Here is a 14,751-nt window from a genome sequence, read left to right on the forward strand (position 1 = left end):
GCGCGACGCGCCGACGCGGGTAGACACACGATTTCCTCAGGCAACCGCCGATGACAGATAATGAGAAGACATCCACGAAAGGGGAGCTGCATGGCGGCCATGAAGCCGAGGACCGGGGACGGGCCAATGGAGGCTGTGAAGGAGGGTCGGCTCATCATCGTGCGAGTGCCGCTCGAAGGTGGCGGGCGACTCGTCGTCTCTGTCAACGACGCGGAGGCGAAAGAGCTTCACGACGCACTGGCGAGCGTCGTCGCCCCATCCTGATCACGACGAAGAACGGGCCCCCGCGGGGGCCCGTTCTTTCGTCTGTCGTGCGATGCCTGCGCGGCGCAGCCGCTACGGAACCAGCTTGGTGATCTGGAGCAGGCCGTCGCCGGCGAGCGAGAGCGCGCTGACGACAGCACCGGATGCCGCCGTCTCGGTGACGAGCGTGCGGAAGCCCGTGGCCACGTCGTCGCGCTGAGCCGGGTCGGAGACGCGGCCCTTCCAGAGGGAGTGCGCGACCAGCACGGTGCCGCCCGGGCGGGCGAGACGCAGGCCGTGCTCCACGTACTCGATCACCGACTGCGGGTCGGCGTCGATGAAGACGATGTCGTACGAGTTCTCGTTCATGCGGGGGAGCACGTCGAGTGCGCGCCCGGTGATGAGCCGCACGCGGTTCGAGGCGATCCCGGCGTCGGTGAAGAAGCCGCGGGCGTGCTGCTGGTGGTCGAGCTCCGAGTCGATCGAGGTCAGGGACGCCCGCGTCCCCCCGGTCAGCAGCCAGAGCCCGGAGACACCGACGCCCGTGCCGATCTCCACGATGTTCTCGGCAGCGGTCGCCGCGACGACGACGGCCGCCTGCGCACCCACGCTCGGTGCGATCGGGTCGATCCCGAGTTCGAGCGACTGCTGACGCGCCCGCGCGACGACCTCGCTCTCGACGATGACCTCGTCGGCGAACTTCCAATTCGATTCTTTGTCTGACACAGCGCTCCCGGTGATCTCGGGCACCAGGATACGGCCCGCCATCGCAGCTTTCGTGCAGGCGTTCCGCGTTACGCTTATCCGGTGTTCGGATTGACCTTCGAGAAGCTGCTGATCATCGGTGTGATCGCGGCGTTCCTGCTCGGCCCGGAGCGGCTGCCGCTCTACGCGGCCAAGCTCGGTCAGTTCACCCGGTCCCTCCGCGATTTCGCCAACGGGGCCAAAGACCGGATGCGCGACGAGATGGGCCCGGAGTTCGACGAGGTCGACTGGAAGAAGCTCGATCCGCGCCAGTACGACCCGCGCCGCATCATCCGCGAGGCCCTGCTCGACGATGACACGGCGACCGTGACGGCCACGGCGACGGCGATCAAACCGGTCACCGAGTCCGCCTACGCCCAGCGCCAGCGCAAACTGCAGGCCGGCGCGCTGCCTCCGTTCGACAGCGAGTCCACCTGACCCGTTTTATCCAATAGCATGCGGGAATGATCGCAACGGAGCAGCTGCTCTCCCGCAGGACGATCGCCCGTTATGCCATCGGATCCCTCGGGACCGGCGGCTTCGCAACGTTGCCGGGCCTCGTGCTGGTCTACTACCTGACAGACACGCTCGGTGTCGCCGCCATCGTCGCCGGCGTCGTCGTCACCGTGGCCAAGATCTGGGACGTTGTGATCGACCCCGTGATCGGCGCACGCTCCGACCGGATGCTGGCGCGCACGGGCACCCGCCGGGGCATGATGATGCTCGGCGCGATCGCTCTGCCGGTGTTCTTCATCGTCACGTTCGCCGTCCCGCCGGGAACCATCCAGCCGATCGCCGCGATCTGGGTGCTCATCGCCTTCCTTCTCACCGCCACCGCCTTCAGCCTCTTCCAGGTGCCGTACATCGCGCTGCCGGCCGAACTCGCCTCGGGCTACGACCAGCGCACGCGGCTGCTGACCTGGCGGGTGGTCGTGCTGACCTTCGCCATCCTGCTCTTCGGGGCGGGCGGTCCGGCGCTGCGCGCGCTCGGCGGCGACGACAAGTTCGCCGGCTACCTCCTGATGGCCGTCGTGGCGGGGGTGGTGATCGGGGTCGGGATGCTCATCTCGAGCTTCGTCGCTCCGCGCATCCCGGTGATCGACGCTCCGGCGCCGCCGCGGGAGAGCGTCGCGACGACGCTGCGCACGAACTACGCCGCCGGCATCCGGGCGCTGCGCGACAGCCAGCCCTTCCGGGCGCTGCTGCTGACCTTCCTGCTCCAGGGCCTCGCGACCGGCGTGATGCTCGCCGGCGCCAACTACGTCGCGACGTGGGTGCTCCACTCGGAGGACGCCGTCACGTTCCTCTTCGTCGCGCTGATCGGGCCGGCGCTCGTCGTCACGCCGCTGTGGCAGGTCGTGTCGCGCCGCATCGGCAAGGAGCGCGGATTCGCCGCGGCGAGCATCCTGTTCGGGCTCGCGGCACTGTCGATGGTGGCGCTGCTCTGGGCGCCTGGCGCCTGGGTGTATCTGCCGGTCGCGCTGGTGGGCGCCGGATACGCCGGGATGCAGTCGCTGCCGATGGCGATGCTGCCCGACGTGATCTCGCACGACGCCGCGCGCAACGGCTCCGGCCGCGCCGGAACGTTCGGCGGCATGTGGACGGCGGGGGAGACGACGGGGATGGCCCTCGGCGCGACGGTGCTCACCGTCGTGCTCGCCGTCACCGGCTACGTCGCCCGCACGGCAACACCGGCCGTCGTGGCGGCCGGCGAGACCCAGCCCGCCAGTGCCGTCGCCGGTATCGTGCTCAGCTTCAGCGTCGTGCCTGCTGCGATCGTCGCCGCGAGCCTCATCCCGTTGTTCCGGTACCGCCTGCGCAAGGAGGACATCGATGGTCGGCTTTGATTCCACGGCGATTCTCGCCCGGCTCACGGCGCTGAGGGCGGCAGATGCCCCGACGCACGGCGGTCACGTGCTGAGCTATGTCTACGACTCGGGCGTCGCCGCGATCGACCAGCTCGCGGCGGACGCGATCCGGCTGGTGCAGCCGGTCAACGGCCTCGATCCGACCACGTTCACCTCGGTCGCCGTGATGGAGCGCGAGGTGCTCGGCTTCGCACGCGAGCTGTTGAACGGCGGTGACGACGTCGTCGGAACGGTGACGACCGGAGGCACCGAGTCGTGCCTGCTCGCGGTCAAGACCGCGCGCGACGTCTGGCGCTCCGCAGGGGGCGAGGGCCGTGCGCGGCTGGTGGCCCCGGTCTCGGTGCATGCGGCCTTCCAGAAGGCCGCGCACTACTTCGACCTCGCGCTCGACCTCGTGCCCATCGACCAGGAGACGGGCGCGGTCGACCCGGCCGCGATCATCGACCGCCTCGGCCCGGATGTCGCACTGGTCGTCGTCTCGGCGCCGTCGTATCCGTACGCGACGCTCGATCCGGTGACCGCGGTGGCCGCCGCCTGCGACGAGGCGGGGATCGCCTGCCACGTCGACGCCTGCATCGGCGGCTGGATCCTGCCGTTCTGGCGGCGGCCGGACGGCTCGCCGCTGCCGCTCTGGGACTTCCGCGTCGCGGGCGTGACGAGCATCTCGGCCGACCTGCACAAGTTCGGCTACGCGCCGAAGGGGGCGAGCGTGCTGCTCCAGCGCGGCCGCGACCGTCAGCGCGCCCAGTACTTCGCGACGACGGGATGGCCGGGCTACCCGGTGGTGAACCCCACCATGCTCGGCTCCAAGTCGGCGGGAGCCCTTGCCGCCTCGTGGGCGATCGTTCAGGCCCTCGGCGCCCGTGGGTTCGCTGAGCTCGCGGAATCGTGCGGGCGGGCCACCAGAGCCCTGGCAGACATCATCGGCGACATCGACGGGCTGCGCGTGGTCGGCGACCCGGTCGGTCCGCTGCTCGCGGTCGCGGTGGACGAGAGCGTCCCCGAGCACCGGCGCGTCGACCCGCACCACTGGGCCGACCGGGCGCGCCGTCGCGGCTGGCTCCTTCAGCTGCAGCCCGGGCTCGCCCAGGCCGACGAGACGCACCTGCCGCACACGACGCACCTGACGATCACGCCGGTGACCGAGGAGCTGCTCGACGAACTCGAGGCGGCGCTGCGTGCATCGGCCGACGATGTGCGCGGTGAGCCGGCGGCGGATCCGTCCGCCGTGCTCGGCGCGCTTCCCGCCGGACTGGTGGACGGCCCCCTCGACTCGGACACCGCCGCGGGCATCCTGCAGGCGATCGGACTGGCCGGCGACAGCGACGACCCGTCGGGGGCGCGGCTCCCCGACGACATGGCCCCGTTCCTCGCGTTGATCGAGGCGCTGCCGCACGAAGTCACGGAGCGACTGCTGGTCGAACTGCTCGCGCGCATCGTGGAGCCGCCGTCGCGCTGACGCCTCCGGAACGCCTCCGGGAACGCCTCCGGCACGCCTCTACGAGACGCTGAGACCGAGCTTGCGACCGGACAGGCCGCGGCCACGGGTGGCCAGATGATCGGCGATCGACCGGATGGCGGCCGCGGCCGGGTCGGCGGGATCCGTCACCACGATCGGGGCGCCGGCATCCCCGCCCGCCCGCAGCGCGATGCTGAGCGGGACGGAGGCGAGCAGCGGCACGGGCGAATCCTGTCCGGCCGACAGCCGGCGGGCCACCTCGGCCCCGCCGCCCGACCCGAAGAGCTCGAGCATGCTGCCATCCGGCTGGGGGAGCCCGGCCATGTTCTCGATGACGCCGGCGACGCGCTGGCCGGTCTGCCGCGCGACGACCCCGCTCCGCTCGGCCACATCGGCGGCCGCCGGCTGGGGCGTCGTGACGACGAGCACCTCGGCATTGGGCAGCAACTGCCCCACGGAGATCGCGACATCGCCGGTGCCCGGCGGCAGATCGAGGAGCAGGATGTCGAGGTCGCCGAAGAACACGTCGCCGAGGAACTGCTGGATGGTTCGGTGCAGCATCGGGCCGCGCCACGCGACGGCCGCCGAGGGCGAGTCGACGAACATGCCGATCGAGACGACCTTCACGCCGTAGGCGACGGGAGGCAGGATCATGTCGTCGACCCTGGTCGGCCGCGGGGCGTTGCCGTTCTCGTCGACCAGCCCCAGGATGCCCGGGATCGAGAAGCCGTGCACGTCGGCGTCGACGATTCCGACCCGCAGGCCGCGCTCGGCCAGTGAGACGGCGAGGTTGGCCGTGAGCGTCGACTTGCCGACGCCGCCCTTGCCGCTGGTCACCGCGTACACGGTGGTGAGCGAATCGGGTCCGAACTGCTGCGCCCGAGCCGCACGGCCGCCGCGCAGCTTCTCGGTGAGCGCCCTGCGCTCCTCCCGCGACATCACCGAGACCTCCACCGAGACGCCGGTGACCCCCGGGACCGCGGCGGTGGCGGCGCGCACATCCCGTTCGATCGTGTCGGCGGCCGGGCATCCGACGATCGTCAGCTTGACGCCGACAGTGGCGTTCCCCGCCGCGTCCACGACCACGTCGCCGACCATGTCGAGCTCGGTGATGGGCTTGCGGATCTCCGGATCGAGAACGCCGCCGAGGGCGCGCCCGATCGCGGCGGCGAGGTCAGGCACGCGCCGTCTCGCCGTCCTCGTCGTCGCGGCTCTCGAGGTCTTCGAGCAGGGAGCGCAGCTCCGCGCGGATGAAGTCCTTCGTCGCCATGTCCTTGACCGCCAGCCGCAACGCGACGACCTCGCGGGCGAGGTACTCGGTGTCGGCGAGGTTGCGCTCGGCGCGCTGCCGGTCCTGCTCGATCTGCACGCGATCGCGGTCGTCCTGCCGGTTCTGAGCGAGCAGGATGAGCGGTGCGGCATACGACGCCTGGAGCGACAGCACGAGGGTCAGCGCGATGAAACCGAGCGCGATCGAGTCGAACCGCCAGGCGACTGGAGCAAGGGTGTTCCACGCCATCCAGAAGATCACGAAGATCGTCAGGCCGAGGATGAACCACGGGGTGCCCATGGCGCGCGCGATCCACTCGGTGAAGCGGCCGAACCGGTCGCTCTGCTCCACCCCGGTGCCGCGCCGGGGGAGCACAGTCGTGCGCAGACCCTTGGGGGCGTCGAGCCTGGTGTCCTGCTTACCTCGGGCCATTGCCGCTCCTCCTTCCGCTCGCGACTCGGATACTGCCGGTTTGATCGGAGACGGGCGCGCGTTTCACGGGCTCGTCGTCTTCGTCGTCGCGACTTCGCCAGTCGTCGGGGAGCAGGTAGTCGAGGATGTCGTCAATGGTCACCACCCCGACCAGGCGGTGGTTGTCGTCCACGACGGGCAGGGAGACGAGGTTGTAGCTCGCCAGGATGCGCGACACCTCGGCCGCGCTCGTGTCGGCCGTCACCGGCTCGAGACTGGGGTCGAGCAGCGTGCCGAGCCGCACGTGCGGCGGATAGCGCAGCATCCGCTGGAAGTGCACGAGGCCGAGGAAGCGGCCGGTCGGAGCCTCGTAGGGCGGCAGGGTGACGCAGACCGCCGCGCCGAGCGCGGGCGCGAGCTCGTGACGCCGGATGAGCGCGAGCCCCTCGGCGACGGTGGCGTCGGCCGAGACGATGATCGGCTCGGTCGTCATGAGCCCACCGGCGGTGTCGGGGGCGTACGTGAGCAGCATGCGCACGTCCTCCGCCTCCTCCGGCTGCATCAGCTCGAGGAGGTGCTCCCCGCGTTCGTCGGAGAGCTGGGCGATCAGGTCGGCCGCGTCATCGGGCTGCATCTGGTCGAGGACGTCCGCGGCGCGGTCGTCGTCGAGCTGGGCGAGGATCTGCACCTGTTCGCTCTCGGGCATCTCCTCGAGCACGTCGGCGAGCCGGTCGTCGGGGAGCTCCTCAGCGACCTCGAGCATCCGCTGCGCGGGGAGGTCGAGGAGGGTGTTGGCCAGGTCGGCCGGCTTCAGCTCCGAGTACGTCGCGATCAGCTGCTCCGCTGACTGCGCCTCACCCCGTGCCTGCTTCTCCCGCACCTCGCTCCACGAGACGAAAGTGGTCGGTCCCTTGCCGAACGGCGACGGCCCTGTCTTTGGGCGGCGCACGAACAGCTGGCTGATCGCCCACTCGCCGGTGCTCGACTCCTCGATCGCCACGTCTTCGATGGTCGCCTCGCCCGTGCCGTCGGTCAGTTCGACCTTGCGACCGAGCATCTCGGCGATGACACGCACCTCGCCGCCGCGCTGTTCGAAGCGGCGGACGTTGATGAGGCCGGTCGTGATGATCTGGCCGCTGCCGATGCTGGTGACCCGGCCGATCGAGACGAAGACGCGGCGCTTGCCGGGGATCTCGACGATCAGGCCGACGACGCGGGGCGGATCGTTCTTGCGATAGACCACGAGGACGTCCCGCACCTTGCCGACGCGGTCGCCGAGCGGGTCGAAGACGGTGCACCCGGCCAAGCGGGCGACGAACACTCTCGTGGCACTCACATGTAATAACTTAAGCCCTGCAAGCCGCCGTACCGCGCCGGGTGGAAGAATAGGGCGATGAGCACACCGAGTCCGCTTGGCGGACGCAACCGCGCCCTGTTCCCCACGCTGCCACGCGGCGAGGTCGTCGAGACCTTCGAGAGCTATCCGGAGGCCCAGCAGGCGGTTGACGTGCTGGCCCGGGCCGACTTCCCGGTCGACAAGGTGTCGATCATCGGCAGCGATCTCAAGAGCGTCGAGCGCGTCACGGGCAAGCTGACCTGGGGGCGGGTCGCTCTGGCGGGTGCGGCCTCCGGCGCCTGGCTCGGTATCTTCTTCGGGCTGCTGCTGGTGATCTTCTCGCCGGCGACCAATCTGGGCTTCGTGGTCGCCGCCGTGCTCATCGGCGCCGGCTTCGGCATGCTCTTCGGCATCGTCTCGTACGCGATCAACCGCCGCCGCCGCGACTACACCTCGGTCATGCAGGTGATCGCGACGAGCTACTCGGTGCTGGTGGATCCCGACCTGGCGAACCGCGCGCGCAACCTGATGCACGGCGGCAACGGCGGGCAGGATGCCGCGTACGCGCACCCGTCCGACCCGCCGGTCGCAGCGCATCCGTCGGATCCGCCGCCCGCGCCGCCGGTGCAGGAGGCGCCGCCGGCCCCGCCGGTGCAGGACGTGCCGCCGGTGCAGCCGGCGCCGCCCGTCGTCGGCGAGCCGCCGGCCGACGGCCAGCGCTGAGCGGCCCCTACTTCAGTCGCTGCACCCAGGCCTCGACGTCGTCGGCCGTGCGCGGGATGGCGATCGACAGGTTCTCCGCGCCGTCGGCCGTGACCAGGATGTTGTCCTCGATCCGCACGCCGATTCCGCGGAACTCCTCCGGCACCGTCAGGTCGTCCGGCTGGAAGTACAGCCCGGGCTCGATCGTGAACGTCATGCCCGGCTGCAGCACACCGTCGAGGTAGAGCTCGCGACGCGCCTGGGCGCAGTCGTGCACGTCGAGTCCCAGGTGGTGGCTGGTGCCGTGCACCATGTAGCGACGGTGATGCTGATTGTCGGCCTGGAGGGCCTCCTCCGCGCTGACGGGCAGCAGACCCCACTCGGCGGTGCGGCGGGCGATGACCTCCATGGCCGTCGCGTGGATCTCACGGAACCGGATGCCGGGGCGCACGATCGCGAACGCCGCATCGGCCGCCTCCCGCACCGTCTCGTAGACCAGGCGCTGAGTCGGGGAGAAGGTCCCGTCGATCGGGAACGTGCGCGTGATGTCGGCCGTGTAGTAGCTGTCGACCTCGACGCCGGCGTCGAGCAGGATGAGGTCGCCCGGCACGACGGGACCATCGTTGCGGGTCCAGTGCAGGATGCACGCGTGCGGCCCGCTGGCGGCGATCGTGTCGTAACCGACCGCGTTTCCGTCGGCGCGGGCACGTCCGTTGAAGACGCCCTCGACCAGCCGCTCGCCCCGCGGGTGCGCCGTGATGCGCTCGAGGTCGCCGATCACGTCGTCGAACCCGCTGGCGGTCGCGGCGACGGCGGCCCGCAGTTCGCCGATTTCGTACTCGTCTTTGACGAGCCGCAGCTCGGAGAGATCGCGGCCGAGCTGGTCGTCCTCGGAGTGGTCCTCCGCCGTCGCATCGTCGCCGGCGGCGACGAGACGGCCCGTGTCGATCTGGTCGGTCAGCTCGCTGTCGGCCTCGCGGACGATGACGGTGGAGGCGTCTGCGGTGTCGATCACCGCGACGAGGTCGGCGATGCCACGAGTCTCTAGGGCGAGGTCGCCCGCGACCTGGGCGAGCGAGGGACGGGGCCCGATCCAGAACTCGCCGATCTCGGGGTTGGCGTAGAACTCGTCGGAGTCGCGCCCGGCGCGCTCACGGAAGTAGAGGGTGGCCTCGTGTCCCGAGGCGGTCGGCTCGAGCACGAGCACGCTGCCCGGTTCCGAGTCCGAACCCCAGCCGGTGAGGTGCGCGAAGGCCGAGTGCGCGCGGAAGGCGTAGTCGGTGTCGTTCGAGCGCTGCTTCAGGCGGCCTGCAGGAATGACCAGGCGCTTGCCCGGGTACAGCTCGGAGATGCGGGAGCGCCGCGCCGCGGCGAAGGAGGCCTGTCGACGCGCCTCCGGGATCGGCTCGGCGCGGTCGGCCCAGCCGCTGCCGATGTACTCCTTGAACCCGTCGGAGCCCGGCGTCGTCGAGCGATTGGAGGTCGCGCGGGGTTCGGGGGTTGAGGTGGTCTGCTCACTGGTCGACTGCGAAGACATGGCTCCCATTCTTCCACTCCTAGGATGGAGTGCATGGCTGATGCGCGACGCTTCCGGGGTCCCGTCGACCTGCACACCCATTCGAGCGTCTCCGACGGCACCGAGACGCCCGCCGAACTGGTGCGTGCCGCTGCCGTCGCCGGGCTCGGGACGGTCGCGCTCACCGACCACGACTCGACGGCCGGCTGGGCGGACGCCGCCGTCGCCGCGGCCGAGGTCGGCGTCACGCTCATCCCGGGGATGGAGCTCAGCACCCGCGTCGAGTTCGCCAGCGTGCACATGCTCGGGTACCTCTTCGATCCGGCGAATGAAGCGCTCGTCGCCGAGACCGAGCGCATCCGCAGCGGCCGGCTCCGCCGCGCGGCCGACATGGTGCGGCGCATCGGCGAAGACTACGACATCACCTGGGACGACGTGATGGCTCAGGCGACCGCCGGAGCCACCGTCGGCCGTCCTCACATCGCGGACGCGCTCGTGGCCCGCGGATTCGCTCCCGACCGCAGCGCCGCCTTCGCGGGCATCCTGCACTGGCGCGGCGGCTACTACCAGCCGCACTACGCTCCGGAGCCGCTCACCGGCGTCCGGCTGATCCGCGAGGCCGGGGGCGTTCCCGTGCTCGCGCACCCGGGGACGGGCGGCCGCGGCCGCGTCATCCCCGAGCAGAGGCTCGCCCGCCTGGTCGACGCCGGGCTGTTCGGTCTCGAGATCGATCACCGCGAGAACACGCAGGACGGAAAGCTCCGGCTGCACGAACTCGCAGCGAAATACGGACTCGCGATCACGGGATCAAGCGACTACCACGGCTCGGGAAAGCCCAACCGCCTGGGCGAGAACACCACCTCGCCGGACGTCCTCGACCGGATCATCGAAGAAGCGACAGGCGCGGCGCCCTTCTACGCGTCCTGACGATCCGCGCTTAGCCTGGACCGGGGAAAGCAACGGGAGGTGACTGCGTGAGGCGATCGAACTGGTCCGCCGCCGCTGCGTCCGTGGTGCTCGTCACCGCACTGATCGCCGCGGGAGGTGCCGCACCGGCGACCGCTGCCACGTCGTACCCCTCCTGGGACGATGTGCAGGCAGCGAAGTCCAGCGCCTCCGCCAGTCAAGCCCAGGTCGATCGGATCAACACCCTGCTCGCCGGTCTGCAGACGGCCGCGAACGCGGCGGGCGACCTCGCTGTGAAGCGCGCGGGGGAGTACGGCCAGGCCCAGGCGGCGCTGAGCGCGGCCACGCAGAAGTCCGACGACCTGACCGCGCGAGCGAAGGCGGCCACCACGAAGGCGGAGTCGCTGCGGACTCAGAGCGGGACGCTCGCCTCGCAGCTGACTCGTTCGGGAGAGACCGAGCTCTCTCTGCGGCTCTTCCTCACCGGTAACAATGCGAGCGGATCCTCGGCGCTGCTGTACCAGCTCGGCACGATGTCGAAGCTGACCGACCAGTCGAGCGCCCTGTTCGCCGAGGCGAGCGCGCAGAAGAACCTCTCGCAGTCCCTCAGCACTCAGGCCGCCGCTGCGAAGAAGATCCGGGACCAGCTGGCGGTGGCGGCGCAGAAGGCGCTGGAGGCGGCCAAGGCGGCGAAGGAGGCGGCCGACGCGGAACTCGCGACGCAGAAGCAGCACGCGACGACGCTGTACGCACAACTCGCAGCGCTGCAGCACAAAGCGGCGTCGGTCGAGAAGGCCTACCAGGAGGGCCAGGCGGCTGCCGCTGCCGCAGCGGCGGCTGCTGCCGCCGCCGCTGCCGCAGCCGCAGCCAACAGCGGAGGCAGCGCCGACGGCTGGGCGCCGCCGGGAGGTGTGTCGTCCGACCCCGCCGCCGCGCAGTCGTACGCGGCGAGTCGTCTCGGCGCCTACGGCTGGGGGAGCGACCAGATGAGCTGCCTCATCTGGCTGTGGAACCAGGAGTCCGGATGGCGTGCCGACGCCTACAACACGTCGAGCGGCGCGTACGGCATCCCGCAGTCGCTGCCGGCGAGCAAGATGGCGACGGCCGGTTCCGACTGGATGACCAACGCGAACACCCAGATCAACTGGGGTCTCGACTACATCAGCCGCGCCTACGGCTCCCCGTGCGGCGCCTGGGCGCACGAAGTGTCCCACAACTGGTACTGACCCGCGACTGGCACTGACTCGCGACTGGTACTGACCCGCGCCGCATGGGCGTAGCGGCCCCAAACGCAGCGAGCCCCGTCCTGGTGAGGACGGGGCTCGGTGCTTCGCTGGTGCGTCAGCTGGCGGGAGTGGTGGGGGCGCCACCACGCGAGCGACGCCGGCGGCGGCGCGGGGCGCTGTTGCCGTCGTGGTGCTCGGTGCCTCCGCCGTCGTGGGTGCCCGCGGCCTGCGAGACGTCGCCGGACGGCGCGGTCTCGCCGGCGGGGGAGCCGGCCGGGCGCCCGCCGCGGGTGCGGCTGCGGTTGCGGTTGCGGTCGCCCTCGGACGACCCGGAGCGCGAGCCGCTGCCCTCGGAACGCGTGCCGCGCGGAGCGGACTCGGTCTTGACGGCGGGCGTCGGCTTCAGACGGCCCTTGGAGCCGGTCGGGATGTCGAGATCACTGAACAGGTGCGGCGACGACGAGTAGGTCTCGGTCGGCTCCGGCTGCCCGAACTCGAGCGCCCGGTTGATGAGCGCCCACTTGTGCAGGTCTTCCCAGTCGACGAACGTCACGGCGATGCCGGTCTTGCCGGCACGGCCGGTGCGTCCTGCGCGGTGCAGGTAGGTCTTCTCGTCGTCGGGGATCGTGTGGTTGATCACGTGGGTGACGTCCTCGACGTCGATGCCGCGCGCCGCCACATCCGTCGCGATCAGGATGTCTTTCTTGCCGGCCTTGAACGCGGCCATGGCGCGCTCGCGCTGCTCCTGGTTGAGGTCGCCGTGCACGGCGGCCGCGTTGAAGCCGCGGTCGTTCAGCTCCTCGACCAGCTTGGCCGCAGCGCGCTTGGTACGCGTGAAGACCACGGTCTTGCCGCGACCCTCGGCCTGCAGGATGCGGGCGACGACCTCGTCTTTGTCGAGCGAGTGCGCCCGGTAGATGAGGTGCTTGATGTTCGCCTGGATCTGACCCTCGTCGGGGTCGGTGGCGCGGATGTGGATCGGGCGCGTCATGAAGCGGCGGGCGAGCGCGACGATCGGGCCGGGCATCGTGGCCGAGAAGAGCATGGTGTGGCGCGTCGCCGGAGTCTGGGCGAAGAGCTTCTCGATGTCGGCGAGGAAGCCGAGGTCGAGCATCTTGTCGGCCTCGTCGAGCACCATCTCGCGCACATTGCCGAGGTTGAGGAGCCGCTGGCCGGCGAGGTCGAGCAGACGACCCGGCGTGCCGACGACGATCTGGGCGCCGGACTTGAGCTGGGCGATCTGGCCCTCGTACGCCTTGCCGCCGTAGATGGCGACGACGTCGGTGTCGCGGTTCGCGGCCGCCTGCGAGAGGTCTTCGAAGACCTGCACGCAGAGTTCGCGGGTGGGGACGACGACGAGCGCCTGGACGCCGGGCTCCGGGTGGAGGCCGAGGCGCTGGATGATGGGAAGGCCGAAGCCGAAGGTCTTGCCCGTTCCGGTCTTCGCCTGGCCGATGATGTCCTGGCCGTCGAGGGCGAGCGGAATGGTCTGCGCCTGGATGGGGAACGGTTCGATGATGCCCTTGGCGGCCAGAGCGTCGACCATGTCCTGATCGATATTGAGTTCGGAGAAAGTCACGAAGTTATGCCTGTTCGAATAGAGGTGAAAGGTCTACGCCCTGTCTCTCATCGCAGGCGTAGGGCCGTCGATCCAACGCCGACGGCAGGTCAAGCTTACTGGACCTCCCCGTTACACTGCTGTACGTGGCATCCTGGTTATCCCGACGCCGGCCCCCGGTCGAGCTTCCCCGACTCAAACCGCGGGACACCCCATCGCATGCGACCAGGGTCGACCTGCACGAAGTGATGCCCGACCTGCTGCCGTATCTCGGCCAGGCCGCGTACCTGCAGCTCGAGTCGTTCCAGGCGCTGTCCCGCGTCGTCGGCCAGGTCGACGACCTCTCCGCCAAGGAGAAGGTCGCGCTGGCGGCCGGCGCGTCGCTGTCGAAGCACCAGGGCATCATCGCGGAGATCCGGCGACGGGGGGACGACCCGGCCGACGTGATGAAGCCGTTCGCCGACGCGATCGACGGGTTCAGTGTTCTCACGACCGGCTCGGACTGGCGCGAGACCCTGCTCGCCGTCGAGGTGACGAGCGGGCTGCTCGACGACTTCTTCATCCGGCTCGCGGCGGGGCTGCCCGGCGACGTCGGCCCGCGGATCGCGGCCCTTCTCGGGTCGGACGGCGGTCAGGACGGCGTGATGGACGTGCTGCGCACGGAGATCGGCGCGGATCCGCAACTGGCGTCGCGCCTCGCGATGTGGGGGCGGCGGCTCGTCGGCGACACCCTGCTGGTGGCCCGGTCCGCGCTGCACCTGTCCGGCAACACCAGGACGGACGAGGAGCGCATCGAGCCGATCTTCACCGAACTGATCGCGGCGCACACCCGTCGGATGGACGCGTTGGGTCTGACCGCCTGACGCGGCGCGCCACCGCTCTAGCGGGCGACCGCGCCCTTGGTGAGCTGGGCGAGCAGGCGGTCGTCGCTGCTCGTGCGCACGCGCCCGATCACCAGGTCGGCGACGGTCACGATGACGGCCGTGCCGACGAGCGTGATCCACCAGATCCATCCGCCGTTCCATTTCAGGCCGGCCCAGGTGAGGGCGACCCAGAGGACGCTGGCGGCGATGACGCCGATGGCGGGGACCAGCACGGCGCCGTGGGTGTGGCGGTGCGGCAGCAGGTAACGGGCGCCGAGTCCGAGGATGGCGCCGCCGAGGGCGATGAAGAGGAGTTCCACCGCGGTGTCGCTAGCCGACGAAGCCGATGCGGCGAGCCTCGTCGCTGCCGATCTCGACGTAGGCGATACCGGCCGTCGGGATCAGGTAGACCTTGCCCTTGTCGTCGGTCAGCCGCAGGAAGCCCGTGCCGCCGGAGAGCGAGGACTGAACCTGCTCGGCGATCTCGTCGACCGACTGCGTCGACTCGAAGCTGAGCTCGCGAGGAGCGTTGACGATTCCGATGCGGATCTCCACGTGTGGTGCCTTTCGAATCTGACCGGCGGATGTGAGTTCAGACTACGACACGCAGCCATCGGCGCTGCGCCGCGTTCTCTGTCGGCGGACGCCG

The 14,751-nt window shown here is 70.3% G+C and carries 16 protein-coding genes; 8 read left to right on the forward strand and 8 right to left on the reverse strand.

Annotation, left to right across the window (positions count from 1 at the left end):
• Positions 1-90 precede the first annotated feature (90 nt).
• Positions 91-264, forward strand: a complete 174-nt coding sequence (locus AC1DB1_RS15815; RefSeq protein WP_271178167.1) for a DUF3117 domain-containing protein — start codon at positions 91-93, stop codon at positions 262-264.
• 72 nt (positions 265-336) lie between these two features.
• On the opposite strand, the gene AC1DB1_RS15820 is transcribed toward AC1DB1_RS15815, so the two are convergent.
• Positions 337-969, reverse strand: coding sequence for an O-methyltransferase (locus AC1DB1_RS15820; protein WP_477201484.1), 633 nt, complete (start codon positions 967-969; stop codon positions 337-339).
• An 81-nt stretch (positions 970-1,050) separates the two neighbouring features.
• On the opposite strand from AC1DB1_RS15820, the gene AC1DB1_RS15825 reads away from it, so the two are divergent.
• From AC1DB1_RS15825 to AC1DB1_RS15835, 3 genes are read left to right on the forward strand one after another with little or no spacing between them, the layout of a single operon-like run.
• Positions 1,051-1,425, forward strand: a complete 375-nt coding sequence (locus tag AC1DB1_RS15825) for a twin-arginine translocase TatA/TatE family subunit (RefSeq protein ID WP_477201485.1) — start codon at positions 1,051-1,053, stop codon at positions 1,423-1,425.
• A gap of 26 nt (positions 1,426-1,451) precedes the next feature.
• Entirely contained in the window at positions 1,452-2,834 is a 1,383-nt protein-coding gene (locus tag AC1DB1_RS15830) for an MFS transporter (protein WP_477201486.1), read from the forward strand.
• Complete coding sequence (locus AC1DB1_RS15835; protein WP_477201487.1) at positions 2,821-4,314, forward strand: pyridoxal phosphate-dependent decarboxylase family protein; 1,494 nt, start codon at positions 2,821-2,823, stop codon at positions 4,312-4,314. The genes AC1DB1_RS15830 and AC1DB1_RS15835 overlap by 14 nt, the downstream gene beginning before the upstream one ends.
• A gap of 39 nt (positions 4,315-4,353) precedes the next feature.
• On the opposite strand, the gene AC1DB1_RS15840 is transcribed toward AC1DB1_RS15835, so the two are convergent.
• Genes AC1DB1_RS15840 through AC1DB1_RS15850 form a run of 3 tightly spaced genes read right to left on the reverse strand, consistent with a single transcriptional unit; the run spans position 4,354 to position 7,331 of the window.
• The gene (locus tag AC1DB1_RS15840) at positions 4,354-5,496 is read right to left on the reverse strand and encodes an Mrp/NBP35 family ATP-binding protein (RefSeq protein WP_477201488.1); all 1,143 of its coding nucleotides are present in this window, start codon (positions 5,494-5,496) and stop codon (positions 4,354-4,356) included.
• A complete protein-coding gene (locus AC1DB1_RS15845; RefSeq protein WP_477201489.1) occupies positions 5,489-6,016 on the reverse strand; it encodes a DUF1003 domain-containing protein in 528 nt (175 codons plus the stop codon). The genes AC1DB1_RS15840 and AC1DB1_RS15845 overlap by 8 nt, the downstream gene beginning before the upstream one ends.
• A complete protein-coding gene (locus tag AC1DB1_RS15850) occupies positions 6,003-7,331 on the reverse strand; it encodes a magnesium transporter MgtE N-terminal domain-containing protein (RefSeq protein ID WP_271178174.1) in 1,329 nt (442 codons plus the stop codon). The genes AC1DB1_RS15845 and AC1DB1_RS15850 overlap by 14 nt, the downstream gene beginning before the upstream one ends.
• A gap of 57 nt (positions 7,332-7,388) precedes the next feature.
• Between AC1DB1_RS15850 and AC1DB1_RS15855 the strand changes: the two genes are divergently transcribed.
• Entirely contained in the window at positions 7,389-8,054 is a 666-nt protein-coding gene (locus AC1DB1_RS15855; RefSeq protein ID WP_477201490.1) for a YflT domain-containing protein, read from the forward strand.
• Between the two features lie 7 nt (positions 8,055-8,061).
• On the opposite strand, the gene AC1DB1_RS15860 is transcribed toward AC1DB1_RS15855, so the two are convergent.
• Complete coding sequence (locus AC1DB1_RS15860) at positions 8,062-9,570, reverse strand: aminopeptidase P family protein (RefSeq protein WP_477201491.1); 1,509 nt, start codon at positions 9,568-9,570, stop codon at positions 8,062-8,064.
• A gap of 33 nt (positions 9,571-9,603) precedes the next feature.
• On the opposite strand from AC1DB1_RS15860, the gene AC1DB1_RS15865 reads away from it, so the two are divergent.
• On the forward strand, positions 9,604-10,476 hold the full coding sequence (locus AC1DB1_RS15865) for a PHP domain-containing protein (protein WP_477201492.1): 873 nt from the start codon (positions 9,604-9,606) through the stop codon (positions 10,474-10,476).
• Positions 10,477-10,523: 47 nt separating this feature from the next.
• Positions 10,524-11,681 carry an aggregation-promoting factor C-terminal-like domain-containing protein gene (locus AC1DB1_RS15870; RefSeq protein WP_477201493.1) on the forward strand — a complete coding sequence of 386 codons (1,158 nt, stop codon included), beginning with the start codon at positions 10,524-10,526 and terminating at the stop codon, positions 11,679-11,681.
• A 115-nt stretch (positions 11,682-11,796) separates the two neighbouring features.
• On the opposite strand, the gene AC1DB1_RS15875 is transcribed toward AC1DB1_RS15870, so the two are convergent.
• Positions 11,797-13,260: a DEAD/DEAH box helicase gene (locus AC1DB1_RS15875; RefSeq protein ID WP_271178179.1), complete on the reverse strand. Its 1,464-nt coding sequence runs from the start codon at positions 13,258-13,260 to the stop codon at positions 11,797-11,799.
• A gap of 125 nt (positions 13,261-13,385) precedes the next feature.
• Here AC1DB1_RS15875 and AC1DB1_RS15880 point away from each other — a divergent pair, with 125 nt between their 5' ends.
• Positions 13,386-14,102, forward strand: coding sequence for a ferritin-like fold-containing protein (locus AC1DB1_RS15880; protein ID WP_271178180.1), 717 nt, complete (start codon positions 13,386-13,388; stop codon positions 14,100-14,102).
• Between the two features lie 17 nt (positions 14,103-14,119).
• Here the strand turns inward: AC1DB1_RS15880 and AC1DB1_RS15885 are convergent, their stop codons facing one another.
• Positions 14,120-14,422 (reverse strand): hypothetical protein, encoded by a 303-nt coding sequence (locus tag AC1DB1_RS15885; RefSeq protein WP_271178181.1) that lies wholly within the window; start codon positions 14,420-14,422, stop codon positions 14,120-14,122.
• A gap of 10 nt (positions 14,423-14,432) precedes the next feature.
• Complete coding sequence (locus tag AC1DB1_RS15890) at positions 14,433-14,657, reverse strand: DUF3107 domain-containing protein (RefSeq protein ID WP_271178182.1); 225 nt, start codon at positions 14,655-14,657, stop codon at positions 14,433-14,435.
• Positions 14,658-14,751 lie beyond the last annotated feature (94 nt).

The sequence above is a fragment of the Leifsonia sp. 10N434 genome, assembly GCF_056394405.1.

Excerpts from the sequence above, each read along its gene's own strand:
- AC1DB1_RS15815 (WP_271178167.1), top strand. The coding sequence starts at position 91 with ATGGCGGCCATGAAGCCGAGGACCGGGGACGGGCCAATGGAGGCTGTG.
- AC1DB1_RS15830 (WP_477201486.1), top strand. The coding sequence starts at position 1,452 with ATGATCGCAACGGAGCAGCTGCTCTCCCGCAGGACGATCGCCCGTTAT.
- AC1DB1_RS15835 (WP_477201487.1), top strand. The coding sequence starts at position 2,821 with ATGGTCGGCTTTGATTCCACGGCGATTCTCGCCCGGCTCACGGCGCTG.
- AC1DB1_RS15845 (WP_477201489.1), bottom strand. The coding sequence starts at position 6,016 with ATGGCCCGAGGTAAGCAGGACACCAGGCTCGACGCCCCCAAGGGTCTG.
- AC1DB1_RS15855 (WP_477201490.1), top strand. The coding sequence starts at position 7,389 with ATGAGCACACCGAGTCCGCTTGGCGGACGCAACCGCGCCCTGTTCCCC.
- AC1DB1_RS15860 (WP_477201491.1), bottom strand. The coding sequence starts at position 9,570 with ATGTCTTCGCAGTCGACCAGTGAGCAGACCACCTCAACCCCCGAACCC.
- AC1DB1_RS15865 (WP_477201492.1), top strand. The coding sequence starts at position 9,604 with ATGGCTGATGCGCGACGCTTCCGGGGTCCCGTCGACCTGCACACCCAT.